At 36.5% G+C, this 16,687-nt stretch carries 14 protein-coding genes; 13 read left to right on the plus strand and 1 reads right to left on the minus strand.

The window, feature by feature from the left end; genetic code table 11:
• Window positions 1-27: 27 nt before the first annotated feature.
• The 5 genes from AC0KSB_RS10665 (at window position 28) to AC0KSB_RS10685 (ending at window position 6,818) form a co-directional block, all read left to right on the plus strand.
• Entirely contained in the window at window positions 28-1,824 is a 1,797-nt protein-coding gene (locus AC0KSB_RS10665; protein WP_472309086.1) for a cache domain-containing sensor histidine kinase, read from the plus strand.
• A 27-nt stretch (window positions 1,825-1,851) separates the two neighbouring features.
• Complete coding sequence (locus AC0KSB_RS10670; protein WP_472309088.1) at window positions 1,852-3,480, plus strand: response regulator; 1,629 nt, start codon at window positions 1,852-1,854, stop codon at window positions 3,478-3,480.
• A 102-nt stretch (window positions 3,481-3,582) separates the two neighbouring features.
• Window positions 3,583-4,941 carry an ABC transporter substrate-binding protein gene (locus tag AC0KSB_RS10675; RefSeq protein WP_472309090.1) on the plus strand — a complete coding sequence of 453 codons (1,359 nt, stop codon included), beginning with the start codon at window positions 3,583-3,585 and terminating at the stop codon, window positions 4,939-4,941.
• A 131-nt stretch (window positions 4,942-5,072) separates the two neighbouring features.
• Window positions 5,073-5,957: a carbohydrate ABC transporter permease gene (locus AC0KSB_RS10680; RefSeq protein ID WP_472309092.1), complete on the plus strand. Its 885-nt coding sequence runs from the start codon at window positions 5,073-5,075 to the stop codon at window positions 5,955-5,957.
• 36 nt (window positions 5,958-5,993) lie between these two features.
• Window positions 5,994-6,818: a carbohydrate ABC transporter permease gene (locus AC0KSB_RS10685; RefSeq protein ID WP_472309094.1), complete on the plus strand. Its 825-nt coding sequence runs from the start codon at window positions 5,994-5,996 to the stop codon at window positions 6,816-6,818.
• Window positions 6,819-6,843: 25 nt separating this feature from the next.
• Here the strand turns inward: AC0KSB_RS10685 and AC0KSB_RS10690 are convergent, their stop codons facing one another.
• A complete protein-coding gene (locus AC0KSB_RS10690; protein WP_472309096.1) occupies window positions 6,844-6,990 on the minus strand; it encodes a hypothetical protein in 147 nt (48 codons plus the stop codon).
• 333 nt (window positions 6,991-7,323) lie between these two features.
• Here AC0KSB_RS10690 and AC0KSB_RS10695 point away from each other — a divergent pair, with 333 nt between their 5' ends.
• From AC0KSB_RS10695 to AC0KSB_RS10730, 8 genes are all read left to right on the plus strand, one after another.
• Window positions 7,324-8,946, plus strand: a complete 1,623-nt coding sequence (locus AC0KSB_RS10695; protein WP_472309098.1) for a histidine kinase N-terminal 7TM domain-containing protein — start codon at window positions 7,324-7,326, stop codon at window positions 8,944-8,946.
• Window positions 8,943-9,581, plus strand: coding sequence for a response regulator (locus AC0KSB_RS10700; RefSeq protein WP_472309100.1), 639 nt, complete (start codon window positions 8,943-8,945; stop codon window positions 9,579-9,581). Before AC0KSB_RS10695 ends, AC0KSB_RS10700 begins: the two co-directional genes overlap by 4 nt.
• 157 nt (window positions 9,582-9,738) lie before the next feature.
• Window positions 9,739-10,218, plus strand: coding sequence for a hypothetical protein (locus AC0KSB_RS10705; protein ID WP_472309102.1), 480 nt, complete (start codon window positions 9,739-9,741; stop codon window positions 10,216-10,218).
• A 92-nt stretch (window positions 10,219-10,310) separates the two neighbouring features.
• Window positions 10,311-12,083 (plus strand): NPCBM/NEW2 domain-containing protein, encoded by a 1,773-nt coding sequence (locus tag AC0KSB_RS10710; RefSeq protein ID WP_472309104.1) that lies wholly within the window; start codon window positions 10,311-10,313, stop codon window positions 12,081-12,083.
• Complete coding sequence (locus AC0KSB_RS10715; RefSeq protein ID WP_472309106.1) at window positions 12,080-12,628, plus strand: hypothetical protein; 549 nt, start codon at window positions 12,080-12,082, stop codon at window positions 12,626-12,628. Before AC0KSB_RS10710 ends, AC0KSB_RS10715 begins: the two co-directional genes overlap by 4 nt.
• A 22-nt stretch (window positions 12,629-12,650) precedes the next feature.
• Entirely contained in the window at window positions 12,651-15,332 is a 2,682-nt protein-coding gene (locus AC0KSB_RS10720) for a hypothetical protein (RefSeq protein WP_472309108.1), read from the plus strand.
• Window positions 15,333-15,434: 102 nt separating this feature from the next.
• Window positions 15,435-16,418 carry a DUF5050 domain-containing protein gene (locus AC0KSB_RS10725; protein ID WP_472309110.1) on the plus strand — a complete coding sequence of 328 codons (984 nt, stop codon included), beginning with the start codon at window positions 15,435-15,437 and terminating at the stop codon, window positions 16,416-16,418.
• Between the two features lie 75 nt (window positions 16,419-16,493).
• Window positions 16,494-16,687: transposase (locus AC0KSB_RS10730; RefSeq protein WP_472307715.1), on the plus strand; the 194-nt coding region annotated here is incomplete at its 3' end.

The following is a 16,687-nucleotide window of genomic DNA, read 5'->3' on the forward strand; positions in this document are numbered from 1 at the left end:
TAGCTGAAAAGTCAGGAGAATTTCATTGTGAAAAAAATTAACCAGATTTTTCATAAGATCTCTTTTGGAAATAAGATTTTTATTCTAAATGCGATGATATTTATTGTTGCTCTGTTTGTGTTGTCAATCTCTGCCAGTCAAGTCTCTACTCGAGCAATTATGGATAAAGCTCAGAGCAGTGCTGTAAGGGAACTTCGGCTCATCGACAAGAATCTTGAAACTATGGTCAAAAGTATCGAGGATTATCTAAGGATGATATCATCTGAATATCGTCTGCAACAAACTTTGCTCTCGATTGATAAGAATAAGAAGAATGGTTTAGAGGAATTACCTCTTGAGACTATCAGGATAAGTTCACTTATGTCATCTATAGTCAGTAATATTGTTGCACCTAGCACACAACTTGTTGGTTCAAGTATTTTAATTGAGGATGAAGTTGTATATAGCGGGTATACTTTAGGTAATTTTGATCCTATCCAAGCACTTGGACATGAATACTTCGAGAAAATTTCAGACTTGGGCAGGCCGGTATGGACCAGCCTGTTCACATTGCCATATGATTCAGGAACGACCAAGAATGCTTTTGCTGTCGGCAAAGCGATTATTGATAAGGATACCGGTATAGAAACTGGTACAGTAGTTGTTTTTGTTGATGAAACTAATATATCGAAAATATATTTGGAAAATAAAACGAATGAAGCTGATAGATTTTTTATTGTTAATTCAGATGGTGTTATAGTTTCTTCAAATGAGAAAACTGATCTGCATAAGCCTGCTGATATAATTCTAGGAATAACCGATGCTGAGTATACTCAATTGATCAATGAAGGCAGCAGAATAATTAAGTCAAATGGGACCCCATATCTGTATTCAGCGCATCATTATAAGGATTTTGACTGGGATGTTGTGAGTATAATATCTTTGGATGAAATTATGCAGGAGAATAGAAATATTACAAAAGCACTCCTGATTGTTACTTCCCTTTGTCTTTTTATGGCATTTGTACTGTCTTACTTCATATCCAATCGTTTAGTTAATCCCATTATTCGATTGACAAATACTACGAAGGATATCATAAAAGGTGATATGAGTATTCGCGCCCGAACTGATGTCGGCGGTGAAGTGGGCATACTGACCGAGGGTTTTAATAATCTGATGGATCGAATAGAGAGTCTGATCGATGAAGTAAATCAGGAAAATAAAAAACAAAGAGAGATGGAGTTCCGGTTATTGCAATCTCAAATCAGCCCGCATTTTTTATATAATGCGCTGGAGACAATTAATTCATTTATAACATTAGGCATGCTGGATAAGGCAAATGAAACGGTCAATAATCTTTCGCAATTCTATCGTATCTGTCTTAGCAAGGGCGATGATATTATTTCAATAAGAAATGAGTTGAAGATTACCTGCAGTTATTTAAATATTCAGAAATTTCGTTATATGGAATTTATGGATTTTGAGATGGATGTAGATGAGAACATTAACAATTATAGTATTCCTAAGCTTACCTTGCAGCCGATCGTGGAAAATGCCATTTATCATGGTTTGAAGAAAAAAAGCCAAAAAGGACTTTTAAGTATAAGGGGATATTTAAAAAATGATGAAATAATCATCGAAATTACCGATGATGGGGTCGGTATGTCATCAGATAAAATATCACGAATTTTGAATGCTGAGGAATCTGGCAGTTCCAGTTACGGTTTGAGCAATATCCAGAACCGTCTGCGTTTGAAATATGGTAATAAAGGCAGAATAGAGATTGAGAGTATTGAAGGGTCAAAGACTACCGTCTCTGTACATATTTTGCCCATAAAGCTGTAAATGAGGTTGCGTGGAGGGGATTACATCATGCTTAAAGTATTTATCGCTGATGATGAATTTTATTTCAGACAGGCTCTCAAGGAGTCCATTGACTGGACAGAAAATGAATTTGTTATTTGTGGTGAAGCCAATAACGGCGATGACACGCTGTCACAAATTAAATTGATGGAGCCAGATATTATTCTGCTTGATATAAATATGCCGATGCTAAATGGGCTTGAGGTCATGCAAATCATCAAGGAAGAAAAATTTAAGTGTAAAGTTATAATTATCTCAGGGCATGATGAGTTTAATTATGCTTTACAAGCAATAGAGCTGGGAGTTCACAGCTTCATACTAAAACCAGTGAATAAGGATAAGCTTTTAAAAGCTCTTATAGAGATAAGAGAACTGATTGATCAGGAAAAAAATATCTCGATAGAGATGGATCAGCTTAAGGAGCGCATAAGTCAAAATCAACCCTTAATACGCAATCAAATGCTGAATATGCTTCTATATGGAAACAGCAGTTTGACACAGGAAATGCTAGCTCGAAAGATCAAATATTTGGAGATTGATCTGCTTTTGCCCAGATTGATGGTTGTAGCTGTTGAAATAGATATAAGTAATAATCAAATATGGGATGAAGCTGAAAAGGCTCTCTGGACTCAGGCGGTGAATGATATCATTGAGCATTCAGTTCTGGATAAAAATCATGGGGCGATATGCACTGACAATTACGGTAAAACATGTATTATTTTAGGCTTTGAGCAAGCTTCTGATGAAGATATTTTGGCAAAAGTTATACCTCAACTGTTTCAGGTTAGGGATGCTGTCGCAGAACATTTGAGTTTTACAGTAACCATAGGTGTAGGAGGTATTTGTAATAAGCTTGAAGAAATCAAAGTATCCTATAATGAAGCAGTAAACGCATTAAGCAATAGAATTATTGTTGGCAATAACAAGATCATACCTTTTCATGCGATATCTGACAGGAGTCTGTCCGAAGTTTATTATACTACAGTTTATCGGCAGCAATTGTTGATTGAAATGAGACTTTGTGAGATTGAGCGAAGTTATGAACTTTTGGATCGTATTTTCGGAGAGATTAGATTAAGATGTACCAGTTCAGCACTACTTAGAGTTACATGCATAGACATAATTTCTACATGTCTTGAACTTTTGGCCGAGATGAAAATGGATGCTGAGGAGTCTGGCTTGAATCTGGTTGATGCTATACAGGAACTGCAATTTATTCACCGTATCGAGGATATGGAAAAATATGTCAAAAACAAAATCAGTTATATAGTCGCGGCTATCTGCAGAACGAAAAAAGCCACATCTTCAAGTTTTGTGGGTAAAGCTTTGAACTATATTCATCAAAACCATTCAGATCCAGAGCTTAATCTGAAAGAAATTGCAGAAAATGTATATGTTAATTATGGACATCTCTGTTATTTGTTCAAGCGTGAAACAGGGGTAACAATGAATGATTATATATCGGATTATAGATTAAACAAGGCAAAAGAACTAATTGACAATGGCTATGATTATGTCATGGATATAGCAAATCAAGTTGGATTTAGTAATGCGAATTATTTTGGCAAGTGCTTTAAAAAGCGTTTTGGAATATCTCCGAGAGCCTATATTGAACAGATTCAGGTTAACAGCCGATAATTTTACCTGTGAGCCGATAATAGAACCTTTACCTTCATTTTCTGAAAATGTAGCATGATATACAGTTGTACCGGTTCTAATAATAAATGGAGGTTAGGGTTCATGAAGAGAAAAAAATTACTGAGTATTCTGATTATTTTGACAATGATTCTGATGCTCGCGTCCTGTGGAAAAGTTGAGACAACAGGTGAGACAAGCCAAGGTTCGACAACTGAGGATGCTGCAAATGATCAAACAACAAATGATGAAACAACAAATGATGAACAGATTACGCTGAGGCTTCTGACTCTCAGTACTGACGAAAACAGAATAGCTATTATGAATGACTATATCGCTCCTAAGATCAAGGAAGCATTTCCGAACGTAATTATTGAGTTTGAGGAAGGCGGCGGTGGAGAAGATTACAACAACAAGGTTAAGACATATAATTCAACCGGTGATCTGCCTGATGTTTGGTATTCAGATGCTACATTTGCATCAGCCGTTATGACTGCCGGAAATATGCTTGATATGACTTCTTATGTAAAAGAAAGTGGATTCCTTGATAAATGTGCTGTTCCGGAAGCAATGTACTACAAGGGTGGTATCTATGCTCTAGGTTCTGGTGCTGACACTTATTTCACACCAAGAATATTCTATAATAAAGCAATTTTCGAAGAGTGTGGTGTTACGGTGCCGACAACTTTCGATGAGCTGCTGAATGTCTGTGCCACTATTGCAGATAAAGGATATACTCCTGTAACTACTGTCGGTAAAGGCGGCTGGGCTCCTAAGCTATTCTTGTTCCAATCCATGGTTACAATTGAAGATCCTCAGGTTATGCTTGACCTGCTGGATAATAAGACTGATTTTTCCAATCCCGTTATTTTTAATGCACTTGATAGAATTGATAAGTTAGCCGAGAATGGAGCTTTCCCTGAAGGTATTGCAATGCTTGATTATGGACCGGCAAAAGAAATGTTCACATCAGGTCAGGCTGCTATGTACTGGATGTTTACATGGGAACTGCCAAGTCTTGATGCTCTGGAAGATATTGATGTAGACTTTTTCCCATGGCCGGCTGCTGGCGATGCCTATGATCCTAATGATGCTATCCAATACTGGGGATCTCCTGTGAACGGATACTCTGTTTACAGTAAGAGCGAGCATCCAGAGATGGCAGTGAAGTTAGCCGAGTTTTGTGCCTTGCAGGACGCTCTGTTCTATCAGGCTAGTGGTACGCTTGTTACTCTGGATACCGGAGAAAAAATGGTTGACCAGTCACCTCTGATGGTTAGAAATATCGATCAATACAGTGGCTGCAGCAAAAAAATTGCCTCATTAACACTAAACGGTATGGACGCAGCAACTAATGCTGAGTTTGAAACACTCGGAGCTAGTTTGTTGACAGGCGAATTCTCAGCGCAAGAATTTGTTGATGAGTTCGGACCAATCTGGAAAGATAATACATACTTCGATTGATTTTAATTAGCATGCCTTATGATAAAAGCTCTTCTTATAGAGGTTAATAATCCGGGAAGAGCTTTTATCTATGCGTACTTATTGAAGCGCTATGGCTGTTTCCTAATGGATTCAAAATACAGGTATACAAAATGAATAAATTTTTTAGCTCGAAATTAGCAATATTTGTTTTCGCATTTCCAGCACTGCTGCTTTTTACTACTTTCGTTGTTTATCCATTGATTCCACAGGTGTTGATAAGTTTTCAAGAGCATGATGGATTTGCTATGCATAAGTGGGTAGGTTTCAACAACTATATCCAGACATTGACGTCAAAAAACTTCTGGTCGGCAGAAAAAAACACAATGATTATTGTGCTGCTATCAATTTTTGTTGCATTGCCGATCTCACTATTTCTTGCTCTGGTGCTTGATTCTCAATCAGAGCGCATCAGAAGATTTTTCAAGGCGTCAATACTATTTCCAGCAGTTTTATCTGTCACGGTTATATCCCAGATGTGGGTTGCAATATATGAACCCAGATGGGGCGCTCTAAATTCATTTTTGCGTAGTATCGGACTTGATGCATGGACACGTTCCTGGCTATCAGAAAAAGAAACAGTAATGTTCTGCATAGCTTTTGCATTTCTCTATCAATATGTGGGTCTTAATGCACTTCTTTTTTATTCCGGTATCAAATCAATTCCCAAATCATACTTTGAAGCTGCGCGTATCGATGGTGCGGGATTTTTGGCTGCATCGATCAGGATAACCATACCGTTATTGCAAGAGGTTATCAAATATGTTCTGGTAATATCGACTCTTGGCTCAATGGGTCTTTACTCCTATATACGAGTTATGACTTCAGGAGGACCTGGGCGTTTATCCAGAACTGTTGTATACGAGATGTTCTTCACAGCTTTTTCAAAATCTGATTTTGGAATTGGCAGCGCCATTGCGGTTTTGTTTGTGCTGCAATGCTTATTTGTTAGTTTTGTGATCAATCGTTATGTTGCAAGAGAAAAAATAACGTATTAAATAATAACGTATTAATAGAAAAGTGAATTGGTGATTATGAGAATTTTATCAAAAGGGCTTAAGAAATTATTTTTTGTGTCGGTGGGAGCAGCTTTTCTATTTCCGCTGTTCTGGATGATTTCCTTATCACTTAAGTCTAAATCTGAAGTATATGTGAATCCTTTTGGGCTGCCAAAAGAATGGTTGTTTTCAAACTATGCCGAGGTTTTAGAGAAGTATAGTATCTTCTCGTATTTTAAGAATAGTCTTATTTATACTGGTGGTACGATTATTATTACTTTGCTTCTTGGAGGGATGTTGGCGTACTGTCTGAGTCGTATGCGGTGGAGGGCAAACAAGCATGCACTTAGCTTCATTGCAATGGGCTTAATTGTTCCCGTTGAGGTCGTTATGATCCCCTTATATATGTTAATTGGGCAAATAGGTATCAAGGATACATATTGGGGACTTATTTTACCTTATTCCGCGTTTAGTCTGTCATCTTGTGTTCTGATGATGTATGCGTTTCTTAGAAATCTGCCAACTGAGCTTGAGGAAGCCGCTTGCATTGATGGCTGTAGTATCTATCGCTGTTATTTTTCGATTATACTTCCCAATATCAAGCCCGCTCTCTTTATACAGGCTGTTTTGATATTTATGCGTATCTGGAATGAATTTGTTCTGGCTCTCATAGTTGCCGGCCCGGAAAAACTACGTCCCTTGTCGGTTGGTTTGATGAGCTTTTTTGTCAGTATAGGTGTTTCACACTGGGGGCTGATAGGCGCTGCTATGATCATAACAAGTTTGCCAACAATAATTGTATACCTGTTTGCGAATGAGCAAATTGAACGTTCGTTAACAGCGAGTTCCATGTTGAAATGAGGAAGTTGTCAAATAAGGAAGAGTTCTAATTTAGGTTTCTTTCTTCATTTGCATTAGAAAAATCAATAGCCGGATTTAGAGTGCTTTCAATAAAAGTTTGAGAGATGGTGCCCATTTTGTGATTGTCTTCCACCATACCGTTTTTCATCCATGTCATCAGTAATTGAAACATGCCTCCTTATTTCCTGAGCAAAGAATATCCTGGCAGATGTCATCATTTTTAATGTAATAAATTAACAATTATTGATATAATAAAAAACATACTAAAAGCAAAACTATTTTAACAAACATTTATGTATCGAAATTAGCTTTCATGCGAATTTTCAAGGTAATAGGGAGGTAAAGTAGTGCTTATTAAATATGTAATTTGCGTGTTCTTTTGCGTTTTTCTTATTGCTGGCAGCATTTCATCTACACTAGTTTATAATGGCAATGCAAAATGACTAATTTGCAACGCTTGGGAATTATGATTTATATACTCGTCATCATACAGAATGTTGCTACGTTGACGATTTTTTTTGTTCGAGTTAAACCTTCTGCTGCACGTCGTAGTTTAGTTATCAGTCAGTTTTCTATAATCTTATGGTTGTTTTTAGGAGTTTTTGAAATTTTATTTCAGCGCACTGAATTTCTTCCTGTTATAGTGCGTGTGATAATAATAAATCTTTATTTTATTGGTCCGTTATGGTTTATTTGTACGCTATATATATTAAAGTTGTTTTCCAAGCATTTGCGCTGGATTCGTTGGGTTGTACTTTTTCCGGCTTTTATTTCTGCTTTACCTTCTTTTTTTGATCAATTAAGCCATCTTGCGATTCGCCGAATTGAAAATATGGAAATTGTAGCAGACTGGGGAATAATACTATATATTAATACCGGTCTGCTATTTGTTTATATCTTAACCAGTTCATTACTGATACTGCTATATTCGAGCAGAGAGCGTCTGAATTTTTGGATTAGATTATTACTGGTACTTTCAATGTTTATACCTGTTGTAACGATTATACTTAATCATTACAGTCTAATTCCAGATGCAGGTATTAATAGCGTGCCTGTAACATTAGCTTTTTTTACTGCCATTATTGCCTTGGCAATTCTTCGCTACGAGATGATTGATATTCGACCAGCTGCTTCATATGCAGTATTTAGAAATATTCATGAAGCAGTTTTGATAATTGATCGCAATGGGAATATCTTAGACCAAAACCCAGCAACTCAAAGTTTTTTTTCTGAGTTCCAGACGCCTGAAACACCACAAAATTTGCCCGATTTTCTCAAACTTCTTGGAGAAGCTTGCGGAGACAGTACGATTCAGAAGAAAATCTGCGAATCATTAAAATATAGAAACCCTCAATTTTTAGATGACCCCGTCAAGTTGCTGCAAAAAAATGGTTCAATTATCGAGCTTAGCTGTTCTGTTTTGCCTCTGTTTGATGAGCACAATAATAGTTTACTAGGTCATATTATTTGCTTTAGTGATGTAACTATTTTGCGTGAGGCAACTATCAATGCTGAAAGAATTCGTTTGGCTAGTGATTTACATGATAACATAGGACATAGTCTCAATTCGATTAGCTTGAATGTTGAATATGCACTTAGCCAGCAGTTGTCAAGAAATCATATATCTTCGATGCTTAATATAGCGTATGAAAGAAGTCAGCAGGCTTTGCTTGATCTTCGTCGTATTGTCGAAGAACTTAAGCCAATAGATATAGATTATTTTGGGCTTCTAGATTCGTTAGAACAAATGTCTTCGCGATACAATCATTTGCCTGTCAATATTCAATTATCTTTTGAGGGTGTTAATGAGGCTCTCATTCGACAGACTCAAACTGGTGAATCAATTTACTTTATTTGCATGGAAGCTGTAAACAATGCGATCAGACATGGTAAAGCACAATCCATAGATATTATTTTAGCTTATCGCCAAGGTCGGATTCTACTGCTAATTTCTGATGATGGTCAGGGAGGTGAAAAGCTTGTCGAAGGGAATGGCCTAAAAAATATCAAGCGACGTGTTTGCTCTTTAGGTGGTATTTGTGAATATGGTTATATTTCTGAGGGAGGGTTTAATATAATGATCAATTTGCCGGCTAAACAGGTAAAAGAAAAGGGGTTCATCAAATGATTCGTATACTGATTGTAGAAGATGAAAGAGATACCGCAAATGCCCTGAAGCTAAATCTTCATGGCCGTGATGATATCTATGTTTTAGGATTGGCATACAATGGACAACAGGCAGTTGACATGTGCAAGGTATATAAGCCGGATTTAGTGTTGATGGATATTCAGATGCCGGTTATGAGTGGCATTGAGGCTTGTCGAATTATTAATCAGGAAAACTCTTCAGTAAGAATTATATTTTTAACATTATTTTCAGATAAAAATTTGATTGATGGAGTTAGAGGCCTTAAAAATAATGGATACATACTTAAAGGCAGACCTATACCTATCATAATAAGTTGTATTAAACAGGCGATGATTGGACTTCATGTTATCGATCAAATAGTTGCAGAACGCCTTCATGAATCTCAATTCAGCTGTCATATCGAGCCGGCTGAACAGCTAAAACTTGAATTGCTAACAGCGAGTGAAAAAAGAATTATTCACCTTATTGTACATAGCAAAACAACATTAGAAATTTCAAAGGCGTTAGAGTTGTCTAATGGAACTATACGTAATCAGATATCCGAAATTCTCTACAAACTAGAGTTGCCAAACAGCAAAGCATTGGCTGTTTGGGGATTTAAAATGGGTTTGTAGGCAACTTGTACAAAGATTTGCTTAAAATATTTTCAAAAGTTTTCCTACACATGACTTTTGTCACTTTACCATCAATACAAAGATATTTATGATTATTATAATGTAATTTGTACAAAATTATTTGGAATTGCTATTGAGATGGGTAAGGAGATTTGATATGTATTGTTCAAATTGCGGTATGAAAATGGATGAAAATGAGGTATGTGTAAATTGCCAGACTCAGACAGCAAGAGTTTCCTCAACACAAACCATTTCTATACCTAATCATGTAACAGCATCAATTGCCGATAAAACTCGCACCAGTGCGAATATCTGGACGGTAATTGGTATCATGCAGATATTTTTAGGCTTGTTTATGCTAATTTTTGGCGTTGGCATTATTACTATTTTAATTGGTATTTGGAATCTTGTTGCGAGCGGAAATAATCGCCAGTTGGCTCGTCAGATTGATGCCTGTAATAACCCTCAAGCGGGAGCCATGATTGTTGCAGCTTTTGATCGGTGTTTGACTATTCATATTATATTTATATTTATCAATTTATTTTTTGGTGGTGTTATTGGTGTAATCGGCAACCTTTATCATATAAGTCTGCGCAGCGAAGTGCTCAGCAAACGGCAGATGTTCGGGGTAATGTAATCTGCTGCTATTCTATTATCATATTTGATCAATTTTGAATCTGTTGAGGTTACCAAAGAAACACGGAATATATATCGGTGCAGGGGGGAATTATGTTTTGTACAAATTGCGGATTTAAGCTGAACAAGGAAAATGCATTTTGCCCAAGTTGTGGAACCAAGAGAGAAGTAGAAAATTCGTCTACTACAGTTAGTGACTCTAGCAGCATACATTATGATTCAGAGCTTACCCTGAATCAGCAAGAGGTAGAACCAAATACAATCGTGGAGTTTTCCTCTGAAGAGCCTTTACAGCCAAATATTGAGAGTGGCACTGAGCGAGGAACATATAATGCTCCAGAAGAACTGAACAGTAAACCTGATAATTTTGCAAATAAACCTTTATGGGTAAAAATTAGCATTGCTTCTGTTTTGATATTTTTAGTAGTGATTTTCGTTTTTGTGTCCGTGCAAGCAAGTCCAGTAAATAAATATAAACGGGCATTTAAGGATGAAGATCTTAGTCGTATGAATAGTATATATATCGAACATATCAGGGATAGCGAAACTAGTCTTGAAAAAATTATAAATTATCTTGAAGCAGAAGCAGAGAATGTTATTGATCGTTTTGAAAATGAAAAAATAATTTATGCCGAGGCATATGATCAGTTGCAGTTTATATATAGTTCTAATATGCTGTCACATTTTTATCTGGATGATGTCTGGCAACGTCTTAATTATGCTTATGAAGCACGTTCAAATTATGAGCAAGGGAAAGAAGCTCTGGATAGTGAAAATTATCAAGATGCCATAATTTATTTATCTCAAATTAGTTCTGAGAGTAGCTACTATGAAAAGGCAAAAAAAGACTTGTTTGTTGCTAGGGAAGCATATCGAGATCAGGTGTTGGCAAGTGTAGATGATTTTGTCAAAGACAATGACCTAGATTCTGCTATTTATGTACTGAACAATGCAATCTCTCGTTACCTTTCAGAAGATATTCAGATCATACAGCGTAACATTGAGGTTATGGCTTTGCATGAAGAGAATAAGATTAAAGAAGTAATTGAGCAGGCTAGATCGTTTAGCGAACCTTCTGATTCATTAAACAGATTGAGAGAAGCGCGAAATACATATCCTGATAACAAATCTTTAGAAAAAGAGTTTGATAAATATCTTGAACTATACATAGATAATCTTATTAATTATGCCAGCGGTCTTGTGGAACAGGGCAATTTGTCAGGTGCCATAGACTTTTTCAATGGTGATTTTGCATTTGTTTCCAGTGATGATCCAAGAATTGAAACTGTTCGATCTGGTTATATTGAAACATATGTAGGAAAAGTTATAGATGAATCAGAAGTGAAATTTCAAGAGGAAAAAGATTATGAAGGTGCCTTTAGCGTAATAAATAGTGCGGTTGCACTCCTACCTGATAATCAGGAATTGCAAGATAAAAAGGCTGAACTAACAGACCGCATGCCTATTTTTCTGAGTGATATGGATTATTTTGATAAAAACATTAATATGTATATAAATGATTTTTCTGAGATGAAAGATAATTTAGGAAATGAGTACATTACTAGCATGGATTTTTCTAATGGCGAATATGTTGAATATTTTCTAAACAATCAGTATAAAAATATTAGTGGTGTTGTTGCTGTGCCGTTTAGTAGTCGTGACAAACGGGGAGAAGGTGAAATTGAAATATATGGAGATAATATACTTCTCTTCAAGTCAGACAGATTTAAAAGAGGGAGTCTACCACAAGAATTCAATCTTGATATTACAGGTATAGAAATGTTGCGAATTGAACATGCGTATTATGATGATGGGCTTTTTTATTATCCATTTGCTGTCATCTGGGATGTGGTGTTAACAAAATGATTAAATTTGTAAATTTAAGTTCATGTAAAAAAACTATTTTCATTATTTTAGCTGCAGTTGTATTCGGTGTTGCCATAATACTGCTTGCGATTTTTATAATTCCGGGATTGCTAACCAGTTCAAATCAGAGTGTTGAGAATGACATTAAATCGTACATTGCACAACTAAACACCGATCTCAAATACGATTATGTGGCCGAAAATGAATTGCTGGATTATTTGCATGAGACCTATACACTTGAAATCACTTCGATCAATAAAGATGAAAGCGGATCGATTGCACAATGCAAAATTTCCTCTCCGGATATGACAGTTGTCCTGGACGAGGTCTATCAGGAACTCGAGACACAAGATGCCGAGATCTTCTTTGAAGATGTGCAAAAACTGATTATGATGGCTATCCGGGCTGCGCCTTTTTTAGAAACTGATGTGGCAGTGACTCTTATTGCTGGGGAGAACGATCAGGTTATACCCGAGATCAGTGAAGCGCTGCTGGATGCGATCTATGGTGGCCTGATCAGCTATGCCTACGATTTTTTGAAATGAGTCGAACGAATGGAGAGTAGTTGTGCGTAAATATATTGTTCGAATTATCAGCTTTATCCTAATAGTCAGCTTTTTGATGTTAACACCGCAAAATATCATTCATGCGGAACCGGCTTTAGAGGTATCATCTATCCAGATTAACACTGGTGAAGATTCTGATCCTAAATCTTACTCCGTAATTGTTAGACAAAATGAGCTATTCATAAAATCACGCGATCTTGAGGCGATAACGCGCTTTCGTGTTGGTAGGACACAGGATAAGCGGCTAATGTTTATGCTTGGTCAAAAACAGGTGTTTGTTGATCCAGGCCAAAAAACATTGACATTTCGTGGATACACTACAACCATAAATGAACCGATATACCATGAAAAAGATTTTTGGCTGCCAATGTCACAATTACTACCTTGGCTAAATACATATTGTAATGTTGAAGATGGAATATTAAGTGTTACATCGGATCCGATTTCGATCTGGGAAGTAAAAAATTCATTGGATCTGAACCTAACAAAATATCTGTTTGATGTCGAGGAAGAGTATAACGGTCGTAAAAGTGCTGCAATTCAAATGTTTTCCATGTTTTTGTTTGACACTATTTTAAAAGGGCGACTGTATCGTGCAATACCATATAAAGGTGACAGTTTGCAGGATTATATTACCTATATGGATACATTTCGTGAGTTCGCAGTGGATGATTATCTTAAACTTGAAACGGTTGAAAACACGGTCAGTTTGCTGGATGGCTTTGACAAGATCAACACGATCACGAAGTATTTTCAAGAAAATCTGTCAGGTGCTTCTAATGATGCAGGTAATATATTGGAAGAGGTTTCTGAAGCACTTGGGGAAGTAAATGAGGCAAGTGACCTTCTCAAGTTAGATGTAGGTAATGCATTGGGAAAGGTGTCTGAAACATTGGAGGAAGCAAATGAGGCAAGTGACATTGTCAAGTTAAAGGAGTTGGCCTCTGCGATGACATACATTGAAGCGTCTTACCTGACATCAGAGGAATACTATCTTACATTCAAATATGTCTATAGAGCTGACAAACCTGGACGTACACTTACAGTAGCCCAGGAAGCGGCCAAGCAATCCTACAAGATTTATCGGAGCGTGCAGGAGGCTACTGAATATGCTATAAAGGATTACCTGTTCAACAGTCTGCTGTCAAGCCTTGAGAGTGGTGCTGAAAAAAAACTGCTTGATAACAAAGTGATCTATCTGAAAGCAATTGATACGGTTCTGGGACTAACTTGGCCTATTAACAAGGCTGCGCAGGAAACCGCCCACCTGCCTGTTTATGTCAATATTCAGCATGATGCGCTTGACAGCTACCACCAATATGAGAGTAAAGCTAATCCTGCGCAAGACGATATAACTGCTATACGCTTATCTGCGATGATGTTTCTTAAAGCAGGGAAAAAAGCAGTTGAGGCGAAAGAGGCACTTCTCGACCGTTTCGGTGGGAAAGGATTAATGGATTGGCGTTTGCAGGAATACAATGAACTGCTTAGTTTGTTTGCTCTTTCGGCAGCCGCTACCGTTAATGACTCCGCGTCAGATAAAAAGGAAATAAGCAATACGCTTCTGCAGTTGTTTGAGACAATTACAATCAGCAAAGAAGTAAAAGAGGAATCTGGTATTATTGATGAGCAAGGGGAGAGCTTTTACAATTTGATCGACGGCATGATTGATTGTGAAATTTTTTATTATTTACAAACTCAGGAAGCTTACGGTCATTATTTTTCCAGTCACATCTCTATACATGAGAGAGTAGATTTAATTATAAAAACGTCTTTTGATGAAATAAATTATTTATATGGATTTGCATATATCATTAATGGCGAATATGAAACACCACTTAATAGAATTATCGTACTGAAGGAATCAGGCAATGGAACCTATTCATATGCATGGGAACAAAGCAATGATGCATATAATTCTTTGCTTTCACCCATCAGTCATCCTAATGAATTTACAGGGGATATGGAGAGTGCATATAATACATTTGAGGCGCAGGCTTTTAATGATGGAAAATATCTTTATGTGACAACGTATGAGCCTGGTACACCTTATCCGCCAAACCATCTTTTTGTCTTTAGTCAAAATGAAATAATCAATAATGATATTGGAACGCATGGTGAGGGGCGTCCGACTTATACAATTTGTGCAGTTAAAAACAATGTATATCTGTATGCATCGTTATATGCCTATCCTAATAATAATTATGATTGGTTCCAAATACAAGTTGACTCCAGTAATGTAATGGAGCTAATTCTCGTAACAAGCTACGAACCGTTTAGGCTGAATCGACAAGATAATGATCTGTCAATTGATATGGTTTTTGTTCAAAACACAGATGGTATTAATGAATACGACTTCATCATTGAACCACTAGGAGTAACTTTGTCGACGAGTGATTTTAACCTATATACATCTGATTATGATGATTCGCTTTATTTTGAACTGCAAAGTCCTTTAGTTGTAAGCAAAATTGACAGGATACTCTTAAACTATCCTGCTGGTAAAGATATTTTTCTTTCCGGTTGCAATAATATCGCTTCTATACCCGGGACAAATATTTATGAAACTGATATTTCACAGGGTAATACGATCTCTATTAGGACTTCGAAAATTGAATCTAACCACTCATTTGGAATTGTTGAGCAGGATGTTAAACATTACATTTCTATCGTATATGAATGAGTTTTGGGAAAGTGCTGTGTGTTTTCTCAAACGTTTTAGAGTTGGGTAAAGGCTATAGAAAAAGCTGTAATAAATTGTCTGGATATTTAAGGAGTGAGACAAATGTATTGTACAAATTGCGGAGCAGGTATAGGAAATGATTTTGCGTTTTGTCCGATTTGTGGAAATCAAATTGGCAGCAGTATCCCAATAAATATAAATAATAATAGTGACGAGCATTTTTATAAACAAAAAAATGAAAAAGAAAATATGCCTTTGAATAGTATTGCTGAAGAAAGACCAGCATTACAAGATTCAAGCAATGGTTTTAATTTTGAAAATGCTTCAGATGTCCCAGTTGTACGTAAGAAAAAAATACGCATAATTATTGTAGCTCTTTCTCTAGTTTTTATTTTAGGTGTGAGTCTGTCGGTTGTTTTGATGATGCTTCAAAGAAGCGCTGCAGAGAATAAAAAAATTGATTCAGGAGATAGAACAAAAAACACAGAATTAAAGAGCGTTTCTGATACTGCAGACAAATTAGGTGAAAGCGTTACTCTTTTGGAAAAAGATTATGAATACAATCCTTATAATTCTTTGAACGAAAGTAAAGTTATTCGTCATCGCAATTGGATATTTTATATTAATGATCGCGGGAATATTACTAGAGTTAATTTGGATGGGACAGGATATCAAAATATAACTGCAGAGTTAAATTGTTATCAATTGTCTGCTGACGGGGATTATATCTATTTTGTTTCGGCGGACGACTACCTCGTTTATAGAGTTAAATATGATGGAAGCAGTATAGAAAAAGTCATAGATTATCCAGTAGCCTGGAAAGCTATTTCTAACGGTCTTCTATACTATATTGAAGGTTCTTATTTCTTCGACGAGACTTCTCATGAATTTTATACGAATGATGATTTTTTTCTTTACTCAGTTGATTTAAAAACAATGGAAAAAAATCAGATTAATCAATGTAGAACAGACTCAGTTAATATTATTGATGGAAGTATATATTATTACAATACGGACGATAATTGTATATATAAAACTGATTTGACTGGTTCTGAGGATAAAGTCCGTATACTTGGTGTAAATTGAGAAATAAAAAAGAGCCACGAGCTCGCTTTCGGTATAATAGGTTTTGCGAAACTAACAACTGAAAGGAATGAGATCATGGCTCAAGTACATCTTACACTGGAAGACGAAATTCTTAAAGACCTTATGCTTGGAAATCGGGAGAACGGGGTGGCGAAATTACTGGAAAAAGTATTTGATGCGGTGCTGCGAGGACAGGCCAGCGAACAATTGAATGCCGAGCCGTATGAGCGAAGTGATGGACGTGTCAGCTATCGGAATGGCTATCGCGA

This window comes from Ercella succinigenes (assembly GCF_900002895.1).